This window comes from Enterobacter sp. MGH 16 (assembly GCF_000493175.1).
Taxonomy (GTDB): domain Bacteria; phylum Pseudomonadota; class Gammaproteobacteria; order Enterobacterales; family Enterobacteriaceae; genus Enterobacter; species Enterobacter roggenkampii.
In genome coordinates, this window is record NZ_KI535695.1 from 2100090 (window position 1) to 2121827 (window position 21738).

The 21738-nt window shown below is 53.8% G+C and carries 25 protein-coding genes and 3 tRNA genes; 12 read left to right on the forward strand and 16 right to left on the reverse strand.

Annotation, left to right across the window (positions count from 1 at the left end):
* Positions 1-205: 205 nt before the first annotated feature.
* The gene (gene yecR, locus L362_RS12870; RefSeq protein WP_023344442.1) at positions 206-544 is read left to right on the forward strand and encodes a YecR family lipoprotein; all 339 of its coding nucleotides are present in this window, start codon (positions 206-208) and stop codon (positions 542-544) included.
* 203 nt (positions 545-747) lie between these two features.
* Positions 748-1245, forward strand: a complete 498-nt coding sequence (ftnA, locus tag L362_RS12865) for a non-heme ferritin (protein ID WP_008500403.1) — start codon at positions 748-750, stop codon at positions 1243-1245.
* A gap of 36 nt (positions 1246-1281) precedes the next feature.
* On the opposite strand, the gene L362_RS12860 is transcribed toward ftnA, so the two are convergent.
* Positions 1282-1623, reverse strand: coding sequence for a hypothetical protein (locus tag L362_RS12860; protein WP_023293975.1), 342 nt, complete (start codon positions 1621-1623; stop codon positions 1282-1284).
* A gap of 229 nt (positions 1624-1852) precedes the next feature.
* On the opposite strand from L362_RS12860, the gene tyrP reads away from it, so the two are divergent.
* Positions 1853-3064 (forward strand): tyrosine transporter TyrP, encoded by a 1212-nt coding sequence (gene tyrP, locus L362_RS12855; RefSeq protein WP_032637793.1) that lies wholly within the window; start codon positions 1853-1855, stop codon positions 3062-3064.
* Between the two features lie 32 nt (positions 3065-3096).
* Here the strand turns inward: tyrP and L362_RS12850 are convergent, their stop codons facing one another.
* Positions 3097-3765 carry a YecA/YgfB family protein gene (locus L362_RS12850; RefSeq protein WP_023293977.1) on the reverse strand — a complete coding sequence of 223 codons (669 nt, stop codon included), beginning with the start codon at positions 3763-3765 and terminating at the stop codon, positions 3097-3099.
* A 424-nt stretch (positions 3766-4189) separates the two neighbouring features.
* Here L362_RS12850 and L362_RS12845 point away from each other — a divergent pair, with 424 nt between their 5' ends.
* From L362_RS12845 to L362_RS0123015, 8 genes are all read left to right on the forward strand, one after another.
* Positions 4190-5311, forward strand: a complete 1122-nt coding sequence (locus L362_RS12845) for a branched-chain amino acid ABC transporter substrate-binding protein (RefSeq protein WP_008500398.1) — start codon at positions 4190-4192, stop codon at positions 5309-5311.
* A gap of 99 nt (positions 5312-5410) precedes the next feature.
* A complete protein-coding gene (locus tag L362_RS12840) occupies positions 5411-6325 on the forward strand; it encodes an ABC transporter permease subunit (protein ID WP_008500397.1) in 915 nt (304 codons plus the stop codon).
* Positions 6326-6336: 11 nt separating this feature from the next.
* Entirely contained in the window at positions 6337-7611 is a 1275-nt protein-coding gene (livM, locus tag L362_RS12835) for a high-affinity branched-chain amino acid ABC transporter permease LivM (protein WP_032637795.1), read from the forward strand.
* Positions 7608-8483 carry an ATP-binding cassette domain-containing protein gene (locus L362_RS12830; RefSeq protein ID WP_023344445.1) on the forward strand — a complete coding sequence of 292 codons (876 nt, stop codon included), beginning with the start codon at positions 7608-7610 and terminating at the stop codon, positions 8481-8483. Before livM ends, L362_RS12830 begins: the two co-directional genes overlap by 4 nt.
* On the forward strand, positions 8480-9196 hold the full coding sequence (locus L362_RS12825) for an ABC transporter ATP-binding protein (protein ID WP_008500393.1): 717 nt from the start codon (positions 8480-8482) through the stop codon (positions 9194-9196). Before L362_RS12830 ends, L362_RS12825 begins: the two co-directional genes overlap by 4 nt.
* 154 nt (positions 9197-9350) lie before the next feature.
* Positions 9351-9842: an Hcp family type VI secretion system effector gene (locus tag L362_RS12820; protein WP_023344446.1), complete on the forward strand. Its 492-nt coding sequence runs from the start codon at positions 9351-9353 to the stop codon at positions 9840-9842.
* Between the two features lie 110 nt (positions 9843-9952).
* Positions 9953-10318 (forward strand): DUF2778 domain-containing protein, encoded by a 366-nt coding sequence (locus L362_RS0123010; protein WP_230469171.1) that lies wholly within the window; start codon positions 9953-9955, stop codon positions 10316-10318.
* Positions 10315-10554 (forward strand): hypothetical protein, encoded by a 240-nt coding sequence (locus L362_RS0123015; protein WP_023325544.1) that lies wholly within the window; start codon positions 10315-10317, stop codon positions 10552-10554. Before L362_RS0123010 ends, L362_RS0123015 begins: the two co-directional genes overlap by 4 nt.
* Positions 10555-10673: 119 nt before the next feature.
* On the opposite strand, the gene L362_RS12815 is transcribed toward L362_RS0123015, so the two are convergent.
* The 7 genes from L362_RS12815 to uvrY all read right to left on the reverse strand — a co-directional run bounded on the left by L362_RS12815 (position 10674) and on the right by uvrY (position 15190).
* A complete protein-coding gene (locus tag L362_RS12815) occupies positions 10674-11351 on the reverse strand; it encodes a DUF2076 domain-containing protein (protein ID WP_023344447.1) in 678 nt (225 codons plus the stop codon).
* A gap of 302 nt (positions 11352-11653) precedes the next feature.
* Positions 11654-11740: transfer RNA gene (locus L362_RS12810), tRNA-Leu, on the reverse strand.
* A gap of 11 nt (positions 11741-11751) precedes the next feature.
* Positions 11752-11825 (reverse strand) — tRNA-Cys (locus tag L362_RS12805).
* Between the two features lie 46 nt (positions 11826-11871).
* Positions 11872-11947: transfer RNA gene (locus tag L362_RS12800), tRNA-Gly, on the reverse strand.
* A 152-nt stretch (positions 11948-12099) separates the two neighbouring features.
* A complete protein-coding gene (gene pgsA, locus L362_RS12795; RefSeq protein ID WP_008500348.1) occupies positions 12100-12648 on the reverse strand; it encodes a CDP-diacylglycerol--glycerol-3-phosphate 3-phosphatidyltransferase in 549 nt (182 codons plus the stop codon).
* A gap of 56 nt (positions 12649-12704) precedes the next feature.
* Complete coding sequence (gene uvrC / locus L362_RS12790; protein WP_008500347.1) at positions 12705-14537, reverse strand: excinuclease ABC subunit UvrC; 1833 nt, start codon at positions 14535-14537, stop codon at positions 12705-12707.
* A complete protein-coding gene (gene uvrY / locus L362_RS12785; RefSeq protein ID WP_008500346.1) occupies positions 14534-15190 on the reverse strand; it encodes a UvrY/SirA/GacA family response regulator transcription factor in 657 nt (218 codons plus the stop codon). Before uvrY ends, uvrC begins: the two co-directional genes overlap by 4 nt.
* A gap of 465 nt (positions 15191-15655) precedes the next feature.
* Here uvrY and L362_RS12780 point away from each other — a divergent pair, with 465 nt between their 5' ends.
* On the forward strand, positions 15656-15880 hold the full coding sequence (locus tag L362_RS12780; RefSeq protein WP_008500345.1) for a DUF2594 family protein: 225 nt from the start codon (positions 15656-15658) through the stop codon (positions 15878-15880).
* A gap of 66 nt (positions 15881-15946) precedes the next feature.
* Here the strand turns inward: L362_RS12780 and sdiA are convergent, their stop codons facing one another.
* The 7 genes from sdiA to L362_RS12745 all read right to left on the reverse strand — a co-directional run bounded on the left by sdiA (position 15947) and on the right by L362_RS12745 (position 21635).
* Entirely contained in the window at positions 15947-16669 is a 723-nt protein-coding gene (sdiA, locus tag L362_RS12775) for a transcriptional regulator SdiA (protein ID WP_008500344.1), read from the reverse strand.
* A 221-nt stretch (positions 16670-16890) separates the two neighbouring features.
* Positions 16891-17643, reverse strand: a complete 753-nt coding sequence (gene tcyN / locus L362_RS12770; RefSeq protein ID WP_008500343.1) for an L-cystine ABC transporter ATP-binding protein TcyN — start codon at positions 17641-17643, stop codon at positions 16891-16893.
* Positions 17640-18308, reverse strand: coding sequence for a cystine ABC transporter permease (tcyL, locus tag L362_RS12765; RefSeq protein WP_008500342.1), 669 nt, complete (start codon positions 18306-18308; stop codon positions 17640-17642). The genes tcyN and tcyL overlap by 4 nt, the downstream gene beginning before the upstream one ends.
* Positions 18309-18329: 21 nt before the next feature.
* The gene (gene dcyD, locus L362_RS12760) at positions 18330-19316 is read right to left on the reverse strand and encodes a D-cysteine desulfhydrase (RefSeq protein WP_023344448.1); all 987 of its coding nucleotides are present in this window, start codon (positions 19314-19316) and stop codon (positions 18330-18332) included.
* A gap of 106 nt (positions 19317-19422) precedes the next feature.
* Complete coding sequence (gene tcyJ / locus L362_RS12755) at positions 19423-20223, reverse strand: cystine ABC transporter substrate-binding protein (protein ID WP_021240470.1); 801 nt, start codon at positions 20221-20223, stop codon at positions 19423-19425.
* A gap of 86 nt (positions 20224-20309) precedes the next feature.
* On the reverse strand, positions 20310-20861 hold the full coding sequence (gene fliZ, locus L362_RS12750) for a flagella biosynthesis regulatory protein FliZ (RefSeq protein WP_008500339.1): 552 nt from the start codon (positions 20859-20861) through the stop codon (positions 20310-20312).
* 54 nt (positions 20862-20915) lie between these two features.
* Positions 20916-21635, reverse strand: a complete 720-nt coding sequence (locus tag L362_RS12745) for an RNA polymerase sigma factor FliA (RefSeq protein WP_008500338.1) — start codon at positions 21633-21635, stop codon at positions 20916-20918.
* Between the last annotated feature and the right edge of the window lie 103 nt (positions 21636-21738).

The window sequence follows — 21738 nt, forward strand, 5'->3', positions numbered from 1 at the left end:
TTTATCGTCAATGCGCCTATAATATGACCACCATCACAAAAATCAATGCTTTTGTGATAGAAATCACAATTTAATCAGAATGGGGTCTGATCGCGTTCACCATCAACCCGTTGCGAAGAGTGAGGGCAGATTGTCCGGCTATTCCAGCCATTGCGGCGGGCATCTGCGGGTACGATAACGTATTTCCATCCACTCAGAGCGAACCATGAAAAGAGTCATTGTAGCCGGCACACTCCTCCTGCTCGCGGGGTGCAGCATTAACCGCCGGGCTGAAGTCAGCAGCCTCGATGCGCCGAACGGCATCGTCCGCCTTAACTACGGTCAGGCAGCGCTGCAAAATGCGTATTCCGATGAGTATGTGAATAACGGTACGGCGGCAAAAGCGTGTCAGAGCATGGGGTACGCCACGGCCTCAGCCTATGGTCAGCCCATTAAAACCTGCACCCTCATTAGCGGCTCGTTGTGTCTGAACGAGAGCGTGACTATCCAGTATAAATGTATGGGTTATGCCGTGAACCCTAAGTCAAACAATCCGTGGTATTAATCCAGACTGCCAGCGCAGGCTGGCAGTTTATTTCATTACGAACAAAAACAATTCTCATTAATAAATGATAAAATCGCCAATGCGTTTTATTCCCATTCGTATTTTAAATAAATAAAATAAATATTTTACGTTTTGCAAATAATTAAATAACAAATTATAGTGTCGCTCATTGTGAACCAGAAATAATAACCCGGAGCGCCGCCATGCTGAAAACTGAAATGATCGACAAGCTCAACGCACAAATGAATCTTGAGCTGTATTCATCCCTTCTCTACCAGCAGATGAGCGCCTGGTGCAGCTATCACAGCTTCGAAGGCGCTGCCGCGTTTCTGCGTCGTCACGCGCAGGAAGAGATGACGCACATGCAGCGTCTGTTTGATTATCTGACGGATACCGGCAGCCTGCCGCGCATTGAAACCGTGGCATCCCCATTTGCTGAATATAATTCTCTCGATGAACTGTTCCGCGCCACCTACGAGCACGAGCAGCTGATCACCCAGAAAATTAACGAACTGGTTCATGCCGCGATGACCAGTCAGGATTATCCAACCTTCAATTTCCTGCAGTGGTATGTCGCCGAACAGCATGAAGAAGAGAAGCTGTTTAAATCCGTGCTGGATAAATTATCTCTGGTGGGGAAATCAGGCGAAGGTCTTTACTTTATTGATAAAGAACTTTCCACGCTGGATACGCAGAATTAATTTCAGCGCGGTGCGGGCTCCCTGCACCGCGTTAATTTACATACACCCAGCGCAGCTGGTGCAGCGCCAGTCGTGAGGATTCACGGCCTGGTAAAAATAGCGGTAGCTGGCCGTCTCCAGCGCAATTCCCATCTCGAAAAACATATCCGTCAACCAGTCGACATTCGCTATGATCCACTCATCTTCCTGTAAGCCTTGTGCAAAGGTCTCATCCTCAGGATCAATAACCGAATAGATTCCCCAGGTGCCCATATCTTTTTCGCGGCGGGACTCCGGAAGTATCAGGGGCTGGTTCTGCCAGTGGATTATCCAGTGGCCATGGCACAACAGGTTGCCTCCACGGCTCCATGCCGCGGTAAAAGGATTCTCCCCCGCCATAAAACCCTCACTTTATTTGATAATTTATATTAATTGTTTACGTTACGCCGAAATGTTGCTCAGCAACATTGCCCTCATGTAGTAGGCGGAAGCCTATAAAGGGTCAGAGGAACATTAATGTGTAAAACATTCATTACACCACTTGTAACGGTGATTTGACGAGTTACGGCTTTTCCCTTACTCTGCGCCGCAGATTTTGTCGCGGTTAAGAAGCGTTGTAGAGGAAAGCGTGAAAAACAGAACTCTGGGAAGTATTTTTATCGTCGCCGGAACGACGATTGGCGCAGGAATGCTGGCAATGCCTCTGGCAGCCGCGGGCGTGGGATTTGGCATGACCCTGCTGCTGCTGGGGACGCTCTGGGCGCTGATGTGCTACACCGCCCTGCTGTTGCTTGAGGTTTACCAGCATGTGCCCGCCGATACCGGTCTGGGTTCCCTCGCGGCGCGCTACCTGGGACGCTACGGCCAGTGGATAACCGGCTTCAGCATGATGTTCCTGATGTACGCCCTGACCGCCGCCTACATCAGCGGGGCCGGGGAGTTGATCGCTTCCAGCGTTAACGACTGGTTTGGCTCTGACATTACCCCGGCGACGGGCGCCATCTTCTTTGCGCTCATCGGCGGCGGCGTGGTCTGCGTGGGAACGTCGCTGGTGGATCTGTTTAACCGTTTCCTGTTCAGCGCCAAAATTCTGTTCCTGATTGTCATGCTGGTCCTGCTGGCACCGCATGTTCATCAGGTCAATCTGCTGACGCTGCCGCTGGAAAAAGGGCTGGCGCTTTCCGCCATCCCGGTCATTTTCACCTCGTTTGGCTTCCACGGCAGCGTGCCGAGCATCGTCAGCTATATGAACGGCGATATTCGCAAGCTGCGCCGCGTCTTTGTTATCGGCAGCGCGATCCCGCTGATTGCCTACATTTTCTGGCAGCTGGTGACCCTGGGCAGCATCGACTCTTCAACCTTTATTGGCCTGATGGCACAGCACGCAGGCCTGAACGGTTTTCTGCTGGCGCTGCGCGAGGTCGTCACCTCCCCGCACGTGGAGCTGGCGGTACACCTCTTTGCCGACCTGGCGCTGGCAACCTCGTTTCTGGGCGTGGCGCTTGGCCTGTTTGACTATCTGGCCGACCTGTTCCAGCGCCGCAATACCGCCGCAGGACGATTACAGACCGGGGCCATCACCTTCCTGCCGCCGCTGGCCTTTGCGCTGTTTTATCCACGCGGGTTTGTGATGGCGCTGGGGTATGCGGGGGTGGCGCTCTCGGTCCTTGCCCTGCTCCTCCCTTCCCTGCTGGCGTGGAAGAGCCGCCAGCAGCATCCGCAGCAGGGTTACCGCGTGGCGGGGGGAAAACCGCTGCTGTGCGTTGTGTTTGGCTGCGGGGTAGTGATTATTCTGGTGCAGGTACTGATTGCAGCCGGGATGCTGCCGGAAGTGGGTTAATAAAAAAGGGGCTGTCATCAGCCCCTTTTTTATCAGTGCAAACAGCAGCTCTTGAACTTCTTCCCGCTGCCGCAAGGACACGGATCGTTACGCCCAACCTTCGTGCCGTTCACCATCGGCTTCTTCACCTCCGGCTGCTGCGGATTGTTCACCCAGTAGTTATACAAGCGCAGCGCCGCAGGCTGAATACGTTCAATGCTGGCGGTATATTCTTCTTCGGTCAATTCATCCAGCTGGTCGCCGATCTCTTCGCTACCGTGCAGCGCAATCACATCCAGATCGGCCTTCAGCTCGTCCGGCAAGGCTGACCAGTCCGTCAGCGCCACGCCGCGCATGTAGCCGTAGCACCACTCTTCCACCACGGTATAGCTCTCACCGTCAATGTCGTTATAGCCAAACATCGGTTCAAACTGGTCCGGATATTCGCTCAGGCGCTCGGCAATATCGTTCATATGCTTAAAGCAAAGATCGATAAAACGGTTCATCTCGCGATCGTTTTTCCAGCGCGGAATGTATTTCTCGCCACCCCACACCGCCACCAGCCAGGTATCTGGCTCAACGACAACAGGACCGGAAAGCACTGCGGTAAACATGCCGTCCAGTTCAGACACGTCAAGCACGGACGCATCGTCATGACCGTAAGACATTAACGTCTCTTCAAGCCACGCCATTTCGCTTTCATTTAATGGGCCTTCAGTCATCGCTGACACTCCTGATAAAAAGGAAACGATCCTAACACATATCTCACGCCTCTCCGGGCTGAAGTTTAGGTCTTTATTGCTGCAAAAACGTGCAAATCGTGACCTTTGCACAACTTATGGGCTTTATTGTTAACGATATGTGATCTCCGCTGTAATTTCTTCTCCTCCCGCAAGGCGGCATAACGCGGCGCTCTATACTCAAACATGTCACAGGCCCGTCAATGGGTTAACCATTCTGGCAACGTTTTTGCTTAATGTTCTTCGCGCGACGCTGCGCAGGGAAACCTCGCCGTATATGCAGGATGCCGTCTGTATCTTGTTCGTTTAGTGCATTTTGTTCTTGCTCGTGTTTCGGATTGGCTGCGCCGTCGGGCGTTCGGGTTTACGCCGTGGTGCAAAAACCTCTTTGCTAAGGAACATAATAATGTCGCTGAAATTTATCAGAACTCCGCTTTCTCTCGTGTTGGCCGGTTGCCTGGTGACGGCGTTTTCCGCCAGGGCAGATATCGTGATTGGCGTGGCCGGGCCGTTCACGGGTCCTAATGCCACCTATGGCGATCAGTACTGGCACGGCGCAACGCAGGCCGCTGAAGACATTAACGCCGCCGGCGGCATTAACGGCGAGAAGATCAAACTGGTTCAGGGGGATGACGCCTGCGAGCCTAAGCAGGCGGTGGCGGTGGCCAACCGCTTAGTCGACCAGGATAAAGTCAACGCCGTGGTCGGTCATTTCTGCTCCTCTTCCACCATGCCCGCCTCCGAGGTTTACAGCGATGCGGGGATCATCGCTATTACCCCCGGTTCAACCAACCCGCTGATTACCGAACGCGGCATGAGCGACATGTTCCGCATGTGCGGCCGCGATGACCAGCAGGGCCAGGTGGCCAGCGACTTCATCATCGACAAGCTGAAAGCCAAACGGGTGGTGATTATTCACGATAAAGACACCTATGGTCAGGGCCTGGCTGACGCCACCAAAGCGGCGCTGGCGAAACGCGGGGTTCAGGATGTGATGTACGAGGGGTTATCCCGCGGTGAAAAAGACTTTAACGCGCTGGTCACTAAGATCGGCGCGCAAAAACCGGACGTCGTGTTCTTCGGGGGCTGTCATCCGGAAGCCGGCCCGCTGGTTCGCCAGATGCGTGAGCAGGGCGTGCAGGCGAAATTCTTCTCCGGGGACTGTATCGTCAACGAAGAGATGGTGACCGCGGCGGGCGGCCCGCAATATACCAATGGCATTTACATGACCTTCGGTAAAGATCCGCGCCTGATCCCGGACGGCAAAGCGGTAATCGAGAAATTCCGCGCCGGTAAATTCGAGCCGGAAGGTTACACCCTCTACTCCTACGCCTCGGTACAGGCGATTGCCGCGGCCTTCAAGGCCACCGGCGGCAAGGACTCTGCCAAAGCCAGCGAGTGGCTGAAGGCCAATTCCGTCGACACGGTGATGGGCAAAAAAGCCTGGGACAGCAAAGGCGATCTGAAAGTCTCTGACTACGTGGTTTACCAGTGGGACGACAAAGGAAAATATAAGGAAGTGGAGTAACGGGACGGAGTCACGCTCAACGTCGATGGGCTCGCCCGTCGGCGCGTAATAAACATCAGGCTGCGCGGCTCGCGCAGCCTATAAAACGAGCGCGCTAAAATGAGTACATTCTTCCTGCAACAGTTAATCAATGGCTTAACGCTGGGTTCCGTCTACGGCCTGATCGCCATCGGCTACACCATGGTGTACGGCATTATCGGCATGATTAATTTCGCCCACGGCGAAGTGTATATGATTTCCGCCTATCTCTGCGCCATTGGCCTGGCGCTGCTCTCATTCTTCGGCCTGCAGTCCTTCCCGCTGCTGATCCTAGGCACGCTGGTGTTCACCATTGTGGTCACCGGGGTGTACGGCTGGACCATCGAGCGTATCGCCTATAAGCCGCTGCGCAACTCCACGCGCCTGGCACCGCTGATCTCCGCCATCGGGATATCGCTTATCCTGCAAAACTACGCGCAGCTGAGCCAGGGCCCGCGCCAGCAAGGGGTACCAACCATGCTGGACGGCGTGATTCGCCTGCATCTGGGCGAAGGGTTCGTGCAGATAACCTACACCAAAGTGTTTATTCTGGTGGCCTCGTTTGCCGGCATGCTGGTGCTCACCTGGATAATCAACCGTACCCGGCTGGGGCGGATGTGCCGTGCGGTGCAGCAGGATCGCAAAATGGCCTCCATTCTGGGGATTAACACCGACCGGATTATTTCGCTGGTCTTCGTCATCGGCGCGGCGATGGCGGGCCTGGCGGGGGTGCTGATCACCATGAACTACGGCACCTTTGATTTCTACGTCGGGTTCGTGATCGGCATTAAAGCTTTCACGGCGGCGGTACTTGGCGGCATCGGCTCCCTCCCCGGCGCCATGCTCGGTGGCCTTATCCTGGGCGTGGCGGAAGCGCAGTTCTCGGGCATGGTGAACTCGGACTATAAAGACGTCTTCTCGTTTGGCCTGCTGGTGATGATCCTGATTTTCCGCCCTCAGGGGCTGCTCGGGCGCCCGATTGTGGCCAAAGTGTGAGGGAGACAATGATGACGTCACACGGTTTTTCACTTAAACGCTGCATTCTGGATTCAATTTTTTCCGGGCTGATTGCGCTGATTATCTTCGGCCCTATCGCGGGCGTGGTGCTGGACGGGTATAGCTTTACCTTCGCCGGGCAGCGCCTGGCCTGGATGGTGGGCATTGTCATGGCGGGGCGTTTTCTGTTGAGCACTTTTTTAGGTACCGCTGCCGGGGCCCGCTTCCAGGCGCGCTTCGAGGCCGACAGCGCGGGCGTTTATGTCCGGCCACCGGATTACAAAAGCCGCATGCGCTGGATCATTCCCCTGGTGATTACCCTTGCGATTTGCTTTCCGTTTGTCGCCACTAAATATGTGCTGACCGTCGCCATCCTCGGGCTGATCTACGTGCTTCTCGGTCTGGGGCTGAACATCGTCGTGGGCCTGGCCGGTCTGCTGGATCTGGGGTATGTCGCGTTCTATGCGATTGGTGCGTACGGCCTGGCGCTGGGATACCAGTATCTCGGCCTGGGCTTCTGGAGCATGCTGCCGCTCGCGGCAATCATGGCCGCTGCCGCAGGTGCCCTGCTCGGCTTCCCGGTACTGCGCATGCACGGTGACTATCTGGCCATCGTCACCCTCGGCTTCGGGGAGATCATTCGCCTGATACTGAACAACTGGCTGACCTTCACCGGCGGCCCCAACGGCGTGTCTGCCCCTCCCCCCACCTTTTTCGGTCTTGAGTTTGGGCGACGCGCAAAAGAAGGCGGCGTGCCCTTCCACGAGTTTTTCCACCTGACCTACAACCCGAACATGAAGTTTATCTTTATCTACGCGGTGCTGTTTCTGGTGGTGATGCTGGTGCTTTACATCAAGCACCGCCTGACGCGCATGCCGATTGGTCGGGCGTGGGAAGCCCTGCGCGAAGACGAAATTGCCTGCCGCTCAATGGGGTTAAATCATGTTCTGGTTAAGCTTTCCGCCTTTACGCTGGGCGCGTCCACCGCAGGCATTGCCGGGGTGTTCTTCGCCACCTATCAGGGGTTCGTGAATCCAACCTCCTTTACCTTCTTTGAATCGGCGCTGATCCTCGCCATTGTGGTGCTGGGCGGGATGGGCTCGACGCTTGGCGTGGTGCTGGCCGCCTTTGTGCTCACGGTAACGCCGGAGCTGCTGCGCAGTTTTGCCGAGTACCGCGTCCTGCTGTTCGGCATGCTGATGGTGGTGATGATGATCTGGCGTCCACGCGGTTTGATCCGCATTAACCGCAGCGGGTTTGCCGTGCGTAAGGGCGTCGCACCATGAACGAAACGATATTACGCGTTGAGCATCTGATGATGCATTTTGGCGGGATTAAGGCGCTAAACGACGTCAACCTGGACGTGCAGCGCGGCTCCATTACCGCCCTGATTGGCCCCAACGGGGCGGGAAAAACAACCGTGTTTAACTGCCTGACGGGCTTCTACAGAGCCTCCGGCGGCAACATTTTGTTTAATACCCGCCATAAAACGACCAACGTGATTCAGGTCCTCGGGCAAAAATTCCAGCCCGGCGACTGGATTAACCCCTCGCAGTTCGGGCAGCGTCTTTTCTACAAAATGTTCGGCGGAACCCACCTGGTCAACCGTGCCGGGCTGGCGCGCACGTTTCAAAATATCCGCCTTTTTCGCGAGATGTCGGTCGTGGAAAACCTGCTGGTCGCGCAGCATATGCGCGTTAACCGTAATCTGCTCGCCGGGATCTTAAATACGCCGGCATACCGGCGGGCGGAAAGCGACGCCCTGGACAGAGCCTTCTACTGGCTGGAAGTAGTGGATCTGGTGGAGTGCGCCAATCGCCTGGCGGGAGAGATGTCATACGGCCAGCAGCGGCGACTGGAAATTGCGCGGGCAATGTGTACCGGGCCGGAAATGATCTGTCTGGATGAACCCGCCGCCGGGCTTAACCCGGTTGAAACGCACAAGCTGAGCGGCATTATTCGCTTTCTGCGGGATCATCACGACATCACGGTATTGCTGATTGAGCATGATATGGGGATGGTGATGGACATTTCGGACGACATTATCGTGCTCGACCACGGAGATGTGATTGCCAGGGGGAAACCCGAGCAGATCCAGCATGATGAAAAGGTCATTGCCGCCTACCTGGGCACGGATGAAAGCGAGGTCTCCCTATGAGCGAACCGCTGCTGGCTTTTCGCGAGGTGGATGTGTTTTACGGCGTCATTCAGGCGCTGAAGCAGGTCTCTCTTGAGGTGAATAAGGGGGAAACCGTGGCGCTGATTGGCGCAAACGGTGCGGGTAAATCGACATTGCTGATGTCCATCTTTGGTCAACCCCGTATCCGCAGCGGGCAGATCCTGTTCTGTGGTGAAGATATCAGCCATCAATCCACCCACTACGTTGCGTCCGGCGGCATTGCGCAGGCACCGGAAGGCAGACGTATCTTCCCGGATATGACTGTGGAAGAGAACCTGCTGATGGGGACCATTCCCATCGGCAATCAGTTTGCGGCTGAAGATATGCAAACTATGTTTGACCTTTTCCCTCGCCTTAAAGAGCGGCGCAAGCAGCGCGCGATGACCATGTCCGGCGGGGAACAGCAGATGCTGGCGATCGCCCGGGCGCTGATGAGCCGTCCAAAGCTGCTGCTGCTGGATGAGCCCAGCCTGGGCTTAGCCCCGATTGTGGTGAAGCAGATCTTCCAGACGCTGCGCGAGTTGGCCCGCAGCGGTATGACCATTTTTCTGGTGGAGCAGAATGCGCACCATGCGTTGAAGCTGTCTGACCGCGGGTATGTGATGGTGAACGGACAGATTCGGCTGAGCGGAAGCGGTGAGGAATTGCTGGGGAATCAGGAGGTGAGGAAGGCGTATTTGGGCGGGGTGTGATTTGATACCTAAGGAACCATTAGAAATATTTTCATATAAATAACAATGAGATATTCACGAAAAGTATAGCACGCAATGCCTTGAGATGGCCTGAGTTTGTTGATTTATTAGTCTTTGACAATCACGTCAAACTCACTGAAAAGGAGCGTTCAGAATGGCTATACCCGCATATTTATGGCTCAAAGATGACGGAGGTGCGAATATTACAGGTTCTGTAGATGTTCAGCACCGTGAAGGTAGCATTGAGGTTTTATCGTTTGGCCATGGTTTACACATTCCAACCGATGGCAATACAGGGAAACTAACCGGTACCCGCGTCCACTCCCCACTAACAATCGAAAAAGAGTTTGATTCATCCTCGCCTTACCTTTACCGGGCTGTAGCAACTGGCCAGACCCTAAAGTCAGCTGAAATCAAATGGTACCGTATCAACGATGCAGGGCATGAAGTTGAGTATTTCAACATGCTTTTAGAAAATGTGAAAATCGTAGGGATAACGCCTGTAATGCATAACGTAAAAAATCCCTCAATGGAAAAACACAATCACCTTGAGGCGATAGAACTGCGTTATGAGAGAATCACATGGAAGCACTGCGACGGGAATATCCAGTTTACTGACGGCTGGAATATTCGGGTTACAGCATGATTATTGCTCGCTATGCATTGAATGGCTTACCGTCATCTATTCTTACCGTTCCGGGTATAGGAAACTTTCCGGCATTCTCAGGCCAGCTCTAAGGCAGAAACAATCCGACTATGGCAAGCAAACCAGAAATCGGACCTATCCCGCCAGGACGTTACTTCATCGTGAACCGACAGAGCGGAGGCAGGCTCGGAGGACTAAGTGATTTTGCCCTGAAAAATATTTATGGCACCGATCGCTCAAAATGGTTTGCCTTATACAAAGATGACTGGCAGATAGATGATCAAGTATTTGTTGAAGGTGTCCGGCGTGGCCATTTCCGCCTCCATCCGATAGGACCAAGAGGGTTAAGCGAAGGCTGTATAACCCTTCTTCATCTGAGTGACTTTGATTACTTGTACGAAGCTCTTATGAAAACAACTATGATGCCGGTACCTTGCACGAGCTTTAAAGCTTACGGGACAATAACAGTAACATGAGGACTTTTATAGAAATCACCTTCAGCCTTGCAATCGGTCTTATCAGTTTTCTTTTATATACGCGCTGGCTTTTTATTTTGATACCTGTCGAATGGGCTTATGCCGTGATGGACCATTTCGGGACATACGGGATAGAAGAACTGGAGGATACGTTAGTCGATATCGCCTCTTTGTTTGGATTGCTTCCGGCAATTCTTACAGGTTTGTTAGTAAGAAAAGCAGTAAAAAGAATGTGATTTATGAGCCTTCAGGCTTAGCCTCGAAGGCTTTTTTGACCCGGAAACGCAAAACCCCTAATCGTTGGATACCCAACTTTCGGGGTTCACTTCATTTCTGTGGTTTCACGATAGCGTCGTTAAATAAAACTGTCGTCGTCATTGCTGTAGTCGTCATCTACATCGTCGTTCTGCCAGGCATCGTTATTACTGCCGAACGGATCGTTCTGGTTGAGGAAACGGGTGTCAGAGACGTTATTAACGTCGCCGTATTGATTACCGACAAACGGTTCACCACCGACGGGCATTGTCGGCTCTTCGATGATGTTCACGATCTCTTCCGGCCGCGACTGATGGAACATGCTGGTAAGCATCTCAGCAAGCGCGATGCCACCGGCCACGCCAGCCGCTGTCTGGAGCGCACCAGCCATAAAACCGCCGCCGCGAGTAGCCGACGCTGGCGCCCGAGAGTAATCCTGCGCCGGCGGCTGTTGCGGCTGGGCATTCCAGCTGTTGTCTGGCTGCGGGTTACTTTTCCCGCCACCAAACAGGCCGCCGAGGAAGCTGCCGCCCGTCGAGGGTTTGCTTTTTTGCGCGGCTAATTCGCTTTCAAGCTCCTGAACCCGGGCCTGCAGGCGTTTCAGCGCCGCTTCCTGAATCAAAATCGACTGCGCCATATAGTAGGGGGCCGCAGGCTGCTGTCTGACAAATTCAGCGATCTGACGCTCTGCATCTGCATCCCGTTGGCTGTTTTGTTGTCCGGCCTGTTTAAGACGCTCGAAAAGGCCGTTGATAAGCTGCTGTTCTTCATATTGCATGACAATAACCTTCCGCTCTCCAGGGTGGATACCAACCAGCTTATCAGCAGCGGCAACCTGTGTCTGGCGAGTGAAATGTTTGTTTAAGATTGGTTGCAGGTTAGCTGAAAATCGCCCTGCTTTCCGGGCTTGATATTAGAGAGTTAGGCTTAACGTTCTGGTATGGCAGCAAATTTCCGGGCACAGCACGATCGTGATGACGATGAGATACGCTCACTTCGCGCTAAGCCAGAGGCACAAAAAAACCACCTTTCGGTGGTTTCACGACACTGCTTATTGCTTTGATTATTCTTTGTTTCCCATGGTAGCCGGAGTGGGACTTGAACCCACACAGCGCGAACGCCGAGGGATTTTAAATCCCTTGTGTCTACCGATTCCACCATCCGGCCAGGGAAGAAAGTGGAGGCGCGTTCCGGAGTCGAACCGGACTAGACGGATTTGCAATCCGCTACATAACCGCTTTGCTAACGCGCCGTAAAACTTTTCAAACTGACACCCGCTACTGCGCATGTCTTTAATCTGGAGCGGGAAACGAGACTCGAACTCGCGACCCCGACCTTGGCAAGGTCGTGCTCTACCAACTGAGCTATTCCCGCATGTCATCAAGTAAATGTCTAACCACTTGATTTCATTATCGTCCGGCTTGCTGTGCCGCCGTTCGATGCGTTGCATTCTACTGATATGACGTTATGAGTCAACGTTATTTTTTGCATCCCCGGATCGTTTGCTGAAAATTACGGCGAAACGATCACTGATCAAGCAAATCTCCGCGCGCAGCGTTCAAATATTGCAGCATTGACCATAGCGTCAGCACTGCCGCCACCCACAGGAGGCCAATCCCCGCCCACTCAACCCAGGCGTTCGGACGCCACAGCATCCAGACCAGCGCCGCCATCTGCGCCGTCGTTTTCACTTTACCAATCCACGAGACCGCCACGCTGCTGCGTTTCCCCAGTTCCGCCATCCATTCGCGCAGCGCAGAGATAATAATCTCACGGCCGATCATGGTTGCCGCAGGCAGCGTCACCCACCAGGTGTGATAGTGCTCGGCCACCAGCACCATCGCGATAGCAACCATCACCTTATCCGCCACCGGATCGAGGAAAGCGCCAAAACGGGTGCTTTGATTCCAGCGGCGGGCCAGATAGCCATCAAACCAGTCTGTTACCGCTGCAATAAGGAAGATCAATGCGCAGGCAAAGGGTGCCCAGACAACCGGCAGGTAAAACGCCAGCACAAAGAACGGGATGAGTACAACACGAAAAAGAGTGAGCAACGTAGGGATGTTATATTGCATAGTGACGGTAACTATTTGTTGTCAGTAAAATTTAGCTCTATGTTGCTACAGAGCCCTCAATGTTTCAACGAGTAGTAGATCTTTTCTGCCAGCCCTTGCGAAATACCCGGCACTTTTGCAATTTCCTCCATGCTGGCGTTGAGTAATCCTTGCAATCCGCCCATATACTTCAGCAGCATCTGGCGACGTTTTGGCCCCACGCCTTCGATCGTCTCGAGTGAGCTGGTGTTTTTCACCTTCGCCCTTTTTTTGCGGTGACCGCTGATGGCGTGATCGTGCGATTCATCGCGAATATGCTGGATGACGTGCAGCGCCGGAGAGTCCGGCGGCAGGCTGAAGCCCTCACCTTCCGGCTCGAAGAACAGTGTCTCCAGACCGGCCTTACGATCGGCCCCTTTTGCGACGCCCAGCAGCAGCGGATGGTTTTTATCCCAGCTGACATCAAGCGATTCAAATACCGCTTTCGCCTGGCCGAGCTGCCCTTTCCCGCCGTCAATCAGGATCACATCGGGGATCTTGCTCTCTTCTATGGCTTTACCATAGCGACGACGCAGCACCTGATTCATCGCCGCATAGTCATCGCCCGGCGTGATGCCGGTGATGTTATAGCGGCGATACTCGGCGCGCAGCGGACCGTTAGCATCAAACACCACGCAGGACGCAACCGTCTGTTCACCCATCGTATGGCTGATGTCGAAACACTCCATCCGTTTCACTTCCGGCAGCTTCAGCAGCGCCGCCAGGGCCGTTAAACGCTGGTGCACCGTCGACTGCTGCGACAGCTTCGTGCTCAGCGCCGTTGCCGCGTTGGTCCGCGCCAGCTTCAGATAACGCGCGCGATCGCCGCGCGGTTTGGTTTGAACATTGACCCGGCGCCCCGCCAGTTCAGAGAGCGAATCGGCCAGCAGGGTTTTATCGTCAAGATTAAAATCGAGCAGGATCTCAGAAGGCAGCGTGCGCATCTGGCTGCCCTGCAGATAGAACTGGCCGACAAAAGTTTCCACCACTTCGCCCAGTTCGGTACCGCCAGGCACTTTCGGGAAATAGCTGCGGCTGCCGAGCACTTTGCCCTGGCGTATGAACAGAACATGCACGCAGGCCATCCCGGCGTCAAAGGCCACGCCGATCACGTCGAGATCGTCACCGGTATTTGAGACAAACTGTTTCTCAGTCACTCTGCGCACCGCCTGGATTTGGTCGCGGATACGCGCGGCCTCTTCGAACTCGAGTGCGGCGCTGGCTTTTTCCATCCGCGCGATCAGCTGCGTTAACACCTGATCGTCCTTGCCGGCTAAGAACAGGCGCACATACTCCACCTGCTGGGCATACTCTTCTTCACTCACCAGCCCGGCCACGCACGGTCCCAGGCAGCGTCCAATCTGGTACTGCAGGCACGGGCGCGAACGGTTACGGTAAACGCTGTTTTCACACTGGCGGATCGGGAAGATTTTTTGCAGCAGCGCCAGCGTTTCTCGCACGGCATAGCCGTTGGGGAACGGCCCGAAATATTCACCCTTCGCATGTTTTGCACCACGGTGCATGGCGAGGCGCGGATGGGTGTCGCCGCTCAGAAAGATGAACGGATAGGATTTATCATCACGCAACAGGACGTTATAGCGCGGCTGGTAGAGCTTAATATAGTTGTGCTCAAGCAGCAGCGCTTCTGTCTCCGTGTGCGTGACGGTAACATCAATATTCTGAATGAGTGAGACCAGCGCTTCGGTCTTACGGGAGGCCAGGTTGCTGCGAAAATAGCTGGAAAGGCGTTTTTTAAGATCTTTTGCCTTCCCCACATAGATAACCGTACCGCCAGCGTCATACATGCGATAGACGCCAGGCTGGCTGGTTACGGTTTTCAGAAATGCTTTTGAATCGAACACATCACTCACTGACTTAACAACGTCTCCGCATTACACAAACCATGTCGGATGGCCAGATGCGTCAGTTCGACGTCACCATGAATGTTCAGTTTACTGAACATCCGATAACGATAGCTGTTTACCGTTTTCGGGCTGAGATTCAGCTGTTCCGAGATCTCATTCACCTTCTGACCTTTGGTGATCATCAGCATAATCTGCAATTCACGCTCGGACAAACTGGCAAAGGGTGATTCGGTTTTCTCGGGCTCGATCTGACTCAGCGCCATCTGCTGAGCGATGTCGGACGCAATATAACGCTGTCCGGCAAACACGGAACGGATAGCATTGACGACTTCCTGCGGTGCAGCACCTTTACTCAGGTAACCCGCGGCCCCCGCCTGCATCACTTTCGCGGGCAGTGGATTTTCGGTATGCACCGTCAGCATAATGACTTTAGTGTCTACAAAGGTACGCGCGATTTTGCGTGTTGCTTCAAGACCACCGATACCGGGCATGTTCATATCCATCAGCACCACATCGGCGGAGTGGGTACGGCACCATTTTACCGCATCTTCGCCACAGCATGCCTCACCGGCAACTTTAATACCTTTAATATCTTCAAGAATGCGTCGTATCCCTGCGCGCACCAGTTCGTGGTCATCAACAAGAAGGACGTTGATCAAAGGAAATGTCTCCAGAATAGGGATAACGCTACTGTGTGATAATTTGGTTTATATTAACGGTTTTCCTGACAAGATTAAAACGTTAAAAAACCGGCTATTCGATTTTGCTCTCGTTTTTGGAAATTAGGCTGTACAGGCGGTGGAAAGAGAGCCCGTGCATTCAGGGCTCTTGCAGCTTTTTTTAACCATCTGTATTCAAAAAGTTACAAAAAACGGGCTGGCTTAACCTGCGCAAAAACAGGGTTCAACTTTTTGTAACAATAATTAACGGCAAGCGAACCCGACCTAAACAATTAATAATCATTAAGCGGGTTGAGTTTACCGGTACGATCTGTTTACGCAATTAAACATCAGCGTAAAAGTACGAAAAACAACCGCTGCATTTTTTGCTTCAGCTTGTGGTATACTCCGCCGCCTTGACTTTCGTCGTCGCGCTTTAGCGCCGTTTAATAATGAGGAAAATAAATGAGCACACCTGAATTTGCCACTGCGGAGAATAACCAGGAACTGGCACAGGAAGTAAACTGCCTGAAAGCGCTGCTAACGCTGATGCTGCAGGCGATGGGCCAGGCTGATGCCGGTCGTGTGATCATTAAAATGGAAAAACAAATCGCGGAGATGGAAGACCAGGCTGAATCAGCGGTATTTGCTAACACCGTTAAGCAAATCAAGCAAGCGTACCGCCAGTAACAAAAAACGGCTGGATGCAGTGCATTCAGCCGTTCGCTCGTCTGTCACGCAGAACGTTTTACTGCGTCAAATCAGTCCCGTTGCCGCCGCATAGCACGCGATCTGCGTCTTGTTGGGCGCGTTGAATTTCTTCTGCATATTTTTCTGATGGAAGTTAACCGTATTCTCTGAGATCGAGAGAATGATCGCTATTTCCGCTGACGTCTTCCCTTCCGCAGTCCATTTCAGAATTTCACGCTCGCGCTTGCTGAATTTCATTTCCGGCGGCATGACCATCTCATCGTCAAAACGCATCAGCGAGGTTAAGGCCATTTGCACCAGCATTTGCAACCGCAGCTCTATTTCTTCATGGGCTAATGGCCCTTCCTGTACACGCGTACGAGACACTGACAGGAAACCAAGCGCATGATTTGGCAGCATCAGGCACTGCGTTATTCCCGAGCGTAAACCGTGATCCTGGGCGCTGTGCCATAATTCCTGCGCCTCGGCGAATAATGCATCTGTCCAGGGGAGATGGCCCTGAATGAAATTCTCCGGTTTTAAAACCGGATCAATCGCGAAATAGTTCGCGGATTGATATTGCGCCATCCACAACTTTGGGTAAGTGGTTTGCAGGGAGATCTTAGGGCGGGTAAATGGCACGGGATGGCGCACGCAGAGCGCGTAATAATCGAATTCCAGCGCCTGAGTTTGTCGCTCCAGCTCCTGATATACCTCGGCGGCACAGGTCAATTCCTGAAACCGGAGGGAGCAATCCCGTCGCCAGGTGAAAAAGTCTAAATCCTTCATACTTACTAAATGAAGCCTCTGAACAGATAATCATTATTATGGTGAATATAAGCTAACACATAAAACTTTTTTCTAGCCACAAAATATCGGCAATAGCACAATTAACTTTACTATCGATAAGGTTTATCCGATCTGGATGGAATAAAAAAACAGAAGCCCTCGCGCAGAGGGAGAATAATTTGCTCCAGAGTCAATTTCTGGAGCAAATGCGTGCAAAAATGCTACTGCATAAGGAATTTTTCAAGGAATTGACGGGTTCGCGGCTGTTGAGGGTTAGCGAACAGGCTTTTCGCTGGCCCCTGCTCCACAATCCGTCCCTGATCCATAAAGATGGCTCTGTCAGCAACATCGCGCGCAAAGCTCATTTCATGGGTCACGATCACCATCGTACGTTTCTCCTGTGCCAGCTGGCGAATGGTGTTCAGCACCTCGCCCACCAGTTCCGGATCGAGCGCAGAGGTCGGTTCATCAAACAGGATCACGTCCGGGCGCATCGCCAGCGCGCGCGCAATCGCCACGCGCTGCTGCTGCCCGCCCGACAGGCGACGCGGATAGCTGGTCTCTTTCCCCGCCAGCCCGACTTTGGCGAGCAGTTCGCGAGCCCGCGCCGTCGCTTCTTCTTTTGGCTCACCTTTAACGATCACCGGCCCTTCGATGATGTTCTCCAGCACAGTACGATGCGGGAAAAGGTTGAAGTTCTGGAAAACAAAGCCGACATGCTGGCGCAGGCGGCGAATCAACCCTTTCTGTTGGCTGATGGATTTCCCGGTATCAATCGTGATCTCCCCGACGCGGATGGTACCACCTTCCGGCTGTTCAAGCAGGTTAATGCTGCGCAGCAGCGTCGTCTTACCCGACCCGCTCGGTCCAATAATCGCCACCACTTCGCCCTGCTCGACCTCCAGATCGATCCCGTGGAGCACCGTTTGACCGTGGAATTTTTTCACCAGGTTTTTGACGTCAATTGCACTCATTTTGGATCACGCTCCTGGCGGTTAAGCTGGTTTTCGAAGTAGTTTTGCAGAGCAGACAGCACCGTCGCCATCACCCAGTAAATCAGCGAGGCGGCCAGATACATGGTAAAGACCTCAAGCGTACGGGAGGTAATGAGCTGTGCCTGACGGAAAAGCTCCGGAACCTGAATCGTTGCCGCCAGGGAGGTATCTTTCACCAGGCTGATAAAGCTGTTGCTGAGCGGCGGAAGCGCCACGCGTGCCGCCTGCGGCAGAATAGCCCGGCGCAGCGTCTGCCAGGGCGTCATCCCGATACTGGCCGCCGCTTCCCACTGCCCTTTGTCAATGGAGGAGATGGCCGCACGCAGGGTTTCGGAGGTGTACGCCGCGGTATTGAGCGACAGGCCAATCATCGCCGCCGGAATCGGATCCAGCTCGATACCAAACTGCGGTAAGCCGTAGTAGATCATAAAGAGCTGGGCGATAAGCGGCGTGCCGCGAAACACGGAGATATAAAAGCGCGCCAGCCAGCGCACCGGCAGAACAGGCGACAAGCGCATTAAGGCCAGTATAAATCCCAGTACCAGCCCAAAGAACATCCCGCCGATACTGAGCTGCAACGTAAATACCGCACCTTTCAGCAGATACGGCAGAGAATCAATAACCAGTTGAATACTTTCTTGCATTATTATTTTTCGACCTGATTTTTAGACATGAGGATGGTAGGCAAACAGCGCAGGCGCTCCGCCGGTATGGACAAATAAAATCGGCCCTTCATCCTTAAAGCGTTTTTGCGCAATGCCGTCGATCAGTCCGGCCATCGCTTTGCCGGTATAGACCGGATCGAGCAGTATGCCCTCGAGGCGCGCCAGCAGTTTCACCGCTTCCATTCCCTCTTCGTTAGGCATGCCGTAACCCGGCGCAAAATAGTCATCCCAGAGCAGAATATCGGCCGTGGCCTTCAGCTCCAGCTGCTCTGCGACCGCCTGCTGTAACGTAACCACTTTCGGCTTCTGATCCGCCACGCTGCGGGACACCGTCACGCCAATCAGTTCGACCTCCGGAAGCAGTTGCTCCAGCCCCACCGCCAGCCCGGCATGGGTGCCCGCACTGCCGGACGCGACCACGACGGAGGAGAGACTCACCGCCCCCTCGCACTGCTGCGCGATTTCCAGCGCGCTTTCCACGTACCCCAGCGCGCCCAGCGCATTCGAACCGCCGACGGGGATAACGTAGGGGCGAAAACCCTGCGCTTCCAGACGCGTCGCCAGCTCATCGAGCTGGGCGGTCGGGTCGGTCAGCGCGTCAACCATCTCAACCTGCACGTTAAACAGGTCTAACAGCAGGCGGTTACCGTTGGTGAGATAGTTTTCAGCCCGCGTGCCAATCGGGTTTTCCAGCAATGCCACGCAGTGAAGCCCAAGTTTTGCCGCCACTGCCGCCGTCTGGCGAACGTGGTTGGACTGGATGGCCCCGGCAGTGATGAGCGTATCCGCGCCTTCGCGCAGGGCGTCCGCCGCCAGAAACTCCAGCTTGCGCAGCTTGTTGCCCCCCATCGCCATGGGCGTCACGTCATCACGCTTAATAAAAATATCGCGCCCTAAATAATCAGAAAATCGCGGGAGATACTCCAGCGGCGTCGGCGCGCCGATGAACTCCAGGCGGGGAAAGCGCGTTAAATTCTGTAGTGACATGGATGCTCCGGTAACTCAGACAAAATGTGATATTTTTCATTATGCACGCAGACGCGTAAGAAATAAAAAAGGCGCTTTTAAAAGCGCCTTTTTTTACGTCAGAAACTTATTTCGTGACGTCTGCCCCGAACCACTTCTCGGAAAGCGCCTTCAGGCTACCGTCTTTTTGCATGTCAGCAATCGCGGAATCAATCGCTTTCACCAGGTCTTCGTTACCTTTACGAACGGCCACGCCGGATTCCTGACGAGAGAACGCATCACCCGCTACCGCCAGGGTGTTGTTGGTTTTCTTGACCAGATCCAGTGCTGCCAGGCGATCAACCAGAATGGCGTCGGTGCGGCCCACGCGCAGATCCTGGTATTTCGTCGGGTCATCATCATAGGTGCGGATATCCACGCCCTGAACGTTCTGGCGCAGCCACTCTTCGTAGTTGGTTCCCAGACCGACACCGACTTTCTTCCCTTTCAGGTCCGCAGCCGTTTTGATGGTGCCTTCGTTGCCTTTCTTCACCAGCGCCTGAATACCGGACACGGTATACGGGGTGGAGAAGTCATACTTCTTCTTACGCTCGTCAGAGATGGTGACCTGGTTGATGACCACGTCAATGCGTTTCGAATCCAGCGACGCCAGCATACCGTCCCATTTGGTCGGTTTCAGGGACGCTTTCACGCCGAGGTGTTTCGCCAGCTCTTCAGCAAACTCCACTTCAAAACCGGTCAGCTTGCCGTCATCGCCCTGGAAGCTGAACGGAGGATAGGTTCCTTCCAGCCCGACCAGCAGCGTACCGCGCTCTTTTACTTTATTCAGCAGGTTTTCTGCGGCGAACGTTTTCACGCTCATGCCCGCAACCAGCGCAACGGCCATAACACCCATCAGCGCCTGACGACCCAGAAGTGCAAATTTCATAAATACCCCGATATAGTGGAATTTTTACGTAGTGTAGAGAAATCGCCCGCAACGTCAAAGGCGACTGCGCTACATCTTATTCTTTTTTAATATATATCAGAAGTTGTTCCGGCGTGGGCTTTCTGCTTTATGGCACCCGGCATTTGTACCTTATATTGTGCGTACTTGCGCAGCGCAATCCGGTAGTTGTTGGTGCTGGTCGCAGGCAGCCACGGCTCCAGGTTCTCGTCGAGATAACCGGTTTTGAGCAGATCGCGGGAAATGTTGTTCACGGTCAGATGTTGCCCGAGGCGGCGCAGGCGAACCACGTATTCGCGAACAGTGCCGTGGCTCATCTCCGTTTGTTCAAACAGGAACTGCTTGAAGCCGATAATGTCGAAGAAGTCGCTTTGCTCTTTGCAGTGGAGATCGCCACAGAAACGGCAAAGCGCCACCCACTCTTTTTGCTCTTCGAGCCATGCTGCTTCGTCCATCAACGTGTCGAGGCGAGAAATCGCGATCTTATTGACGATTTCGCCGCGGCGAACCAGCGTGATACGATCGAGTAGCTTGTTACAGTGGGCGCAATGCGTCTGGCTGTGTTTAAAGTCTTTCAGGTAGCGGCTTAAAGGCCGTCTTTTAGATTGCTGCACCGTCATGATAACTCCTGGTTGTCAATACGTTGTGCGGCATTTTTAAGGTGAATCAATCACCTATAACTTACCCAGCTTGGTTCGTAAGCGTTTAATGGCCTGGCTGTGCAGCTGGCTCACCCGCGACTCTCCCACCTCCAGAACAGCGCCAATCTCTTTGAGGTTAAGCTCTTCCTGGTAATAAAGGGTCAATACCAGCTGTTCGCGTTCAGGCAGAGCTTCAATAGCTTCCATGACGCGCTGGCGTAAATTCCCTTCCATTAAATGGTGTAACGGGTTTTCTTGCTGGTGCTCATCCGTCACCAGCTCGATGCTATCGCCATGCTCTTCTCGCCACTCGTCATAAGAAAAGAGTTGGCTATTATTGGTATCGAGCAACATCTGACGATACTCTTCAACAGCAATGCCAAGACGATCCGCCACTTCGGTTTCCGTTGCGTTGCGTCCCAGTTCCTGTTCCAGCTGCCCCATCGCATGCGCCACTTCGCGTGCGTTGCGGCGAACACTGCGCGGCACCCAGTCACGGCTGCGCAGCTCATCCAGCATCGCACCACGAATACGCTGAACTGCGTAAGTCGTAAATGCCGTTCCTTGCAGAGCGTCGTATCGGTCAACTGCATTCAATAACCCGATACCGCCCGCCTGTAGCAGATCGTCGAGTTCCACGCTCGCCGGCAAGCGCACCTGGAGGCGCAATGCTTCGTGACGCACCAGCGGGACATAACGCTGCCACAGCGAGTGTTTATCCATTACACCTTCAGCGGTATAGAGTGAATTCACGATAAACAGCCCTGCGTTAGTTGAGTTATCGGCATGATTATCCGATTCTGGAGGGGTTTTAATCGGGAGAATAGTGGGTGAAATGGGGGGTTATTTGGGGGGT

Excerpts from the sequence above, each read along its gene's own strand:
- livM (WP_032637795.1), top strand. The coding sequence starts at position 6,337 with ATGACGTCACACGGTTTTTCACTTAAACGCTGCATTCTGGATTCAATT.
- L362_RS12860 (WP_023293975.1), bottom strand. The coding sequence starts at position 1,623 with ATGGCGGGGGAGAATCCTTTTACCGCGGCATGGAGCCGTGGAGGCAAC.
- tcyN (WP_008500343.1), bottom strand. The coding sequence starts at position 17,643 with ATGAGTGCAATTGACGTCAAAAACCTGGTGAAAAAATTCCACGGTCAA.
- L362_RS12840 (WP_008500397.1), top strand. The coding sequence starts at position 5,411 with ATGAGTACATTCTTCCTGCAACAGTTAATCAATGGCTTAACGCTGGGT.
- L362_RS12825 (WP_008500393.1), top strand. The coding sequence starts at position 8,480 with ATGAGCGAACCGCTGCTGGCTTTTCGCGAGGTGGATGTGTTTTACGGC.
- tcyJ (WP_021240470.1), bottom strand. The coding sequence starts at position 20,223 with ATGAAATTTGCACTTCTGGGTCGTCAGGCGCTGATGGGTGTTATGGCC.
- ftnA (WP_008500403.1), top strand. The coding sequence starts at position 748 with ATGCTGAAAACTGAAATGATCGACAAGCTCAACGCACAAATGAATCTT.
- L362_RS12820 (WP_023344446.1), top strand. The coding sequence starts at position 9,351 with ATGGCTATACCCGCATATTTATGGCTCAAAGATGACGGAGGTGCGAAT.
- L362_RS0123015 (WP_023325544.1), top strand. The coding sequence starts at position 10,315 with ATGAGGACTTTTATAGAAATCACCTTCAGCCTTGCAATCGGTCTTATC.
- fliZ (WP_008500339.1), bottom strand. The coding sequence starts at position 20,861 with ATGACGGTGCAGCAATCTAAAAGACGGCCTTTAAGCCGCTACCTGAAA.
- tcyL (WP_008500342.1), bottom strand. The coding sequence starts at position 18,308 with ATGCAAGAAAGTATTCAACTGGTTATTGATTCTCTGCCGTATCTGCTG.
- L362_RS12845 (WP_008500398.1), top strand. The coding sequence starts at position 4,190 with ATGTCGCTGAAATTTATCAGAACTCCGCTTTCTCTCGTGTTGGCCGGT.
- dcyD (WP_023344448.1), bottom strand. The coding sequence starts at position 19,316 with ATGTCACTACAGAATTTAACGCGCTTTCCCCGCCTGGAGTTCATCGGC.
- L362_RS12830 (WP_023344445.1), top strand. The coding sequence starts at position 7,608 with ATGAACGAAACGATATTACGCGTTGAGCATCTGATGATGCATTTTGGC.
- L362_RS12815 (WP_023344447.1), bottom strand. The coding sequence starts at position 11,351 with ATGCAATATGAAGAACAGCAGCTTATCAACGGCCTTTTCGAGCGTCTT.
- L362_RS12780 (WP_008500345.1), top strand. The coding sequence starts at position 15,656 with ATGAGCACACCTGAATTTGCCACTGCGGAGAATAACCAGGAACTGGCA.
- L362_RS12850 (WP_023293977.1), bottom strand. The coding sequence starts at position 3,765 with ATGACTGAAGGCCCATTAAATGAAAGCGAAATGGCGTGGCTTGAAGAG.
- L362_RS0123010 (WP_230469171.1), top strand. The coding sequence starts at position 9,953 with ATGGCAAGCAAACCAGAAATCGGACCTATCCCGCCAGGACGTTACTTC.
- sdiA (WP_008500344.1), bottom strand. The coding sequence starts at position 16,669 with ATGAAGGATTTAGACTTTTTCACCTGGCGACGGGATTGCTCCCTCCGG.
- yecR (WP_023344442.1), top strand. The coding sequence starts at position 206 with ATGAAAAGAGTCATTGTAGCCGGCACACTCCTCCTGCTCGCGGGGTGC.
- pgsA (WP_008500348.1), bottom strand. The coding sequence starts at position 12,648 with ATGCAATATAACATCCCTACGTTGCTCACTCTTTTTCGTGTTGTACTC.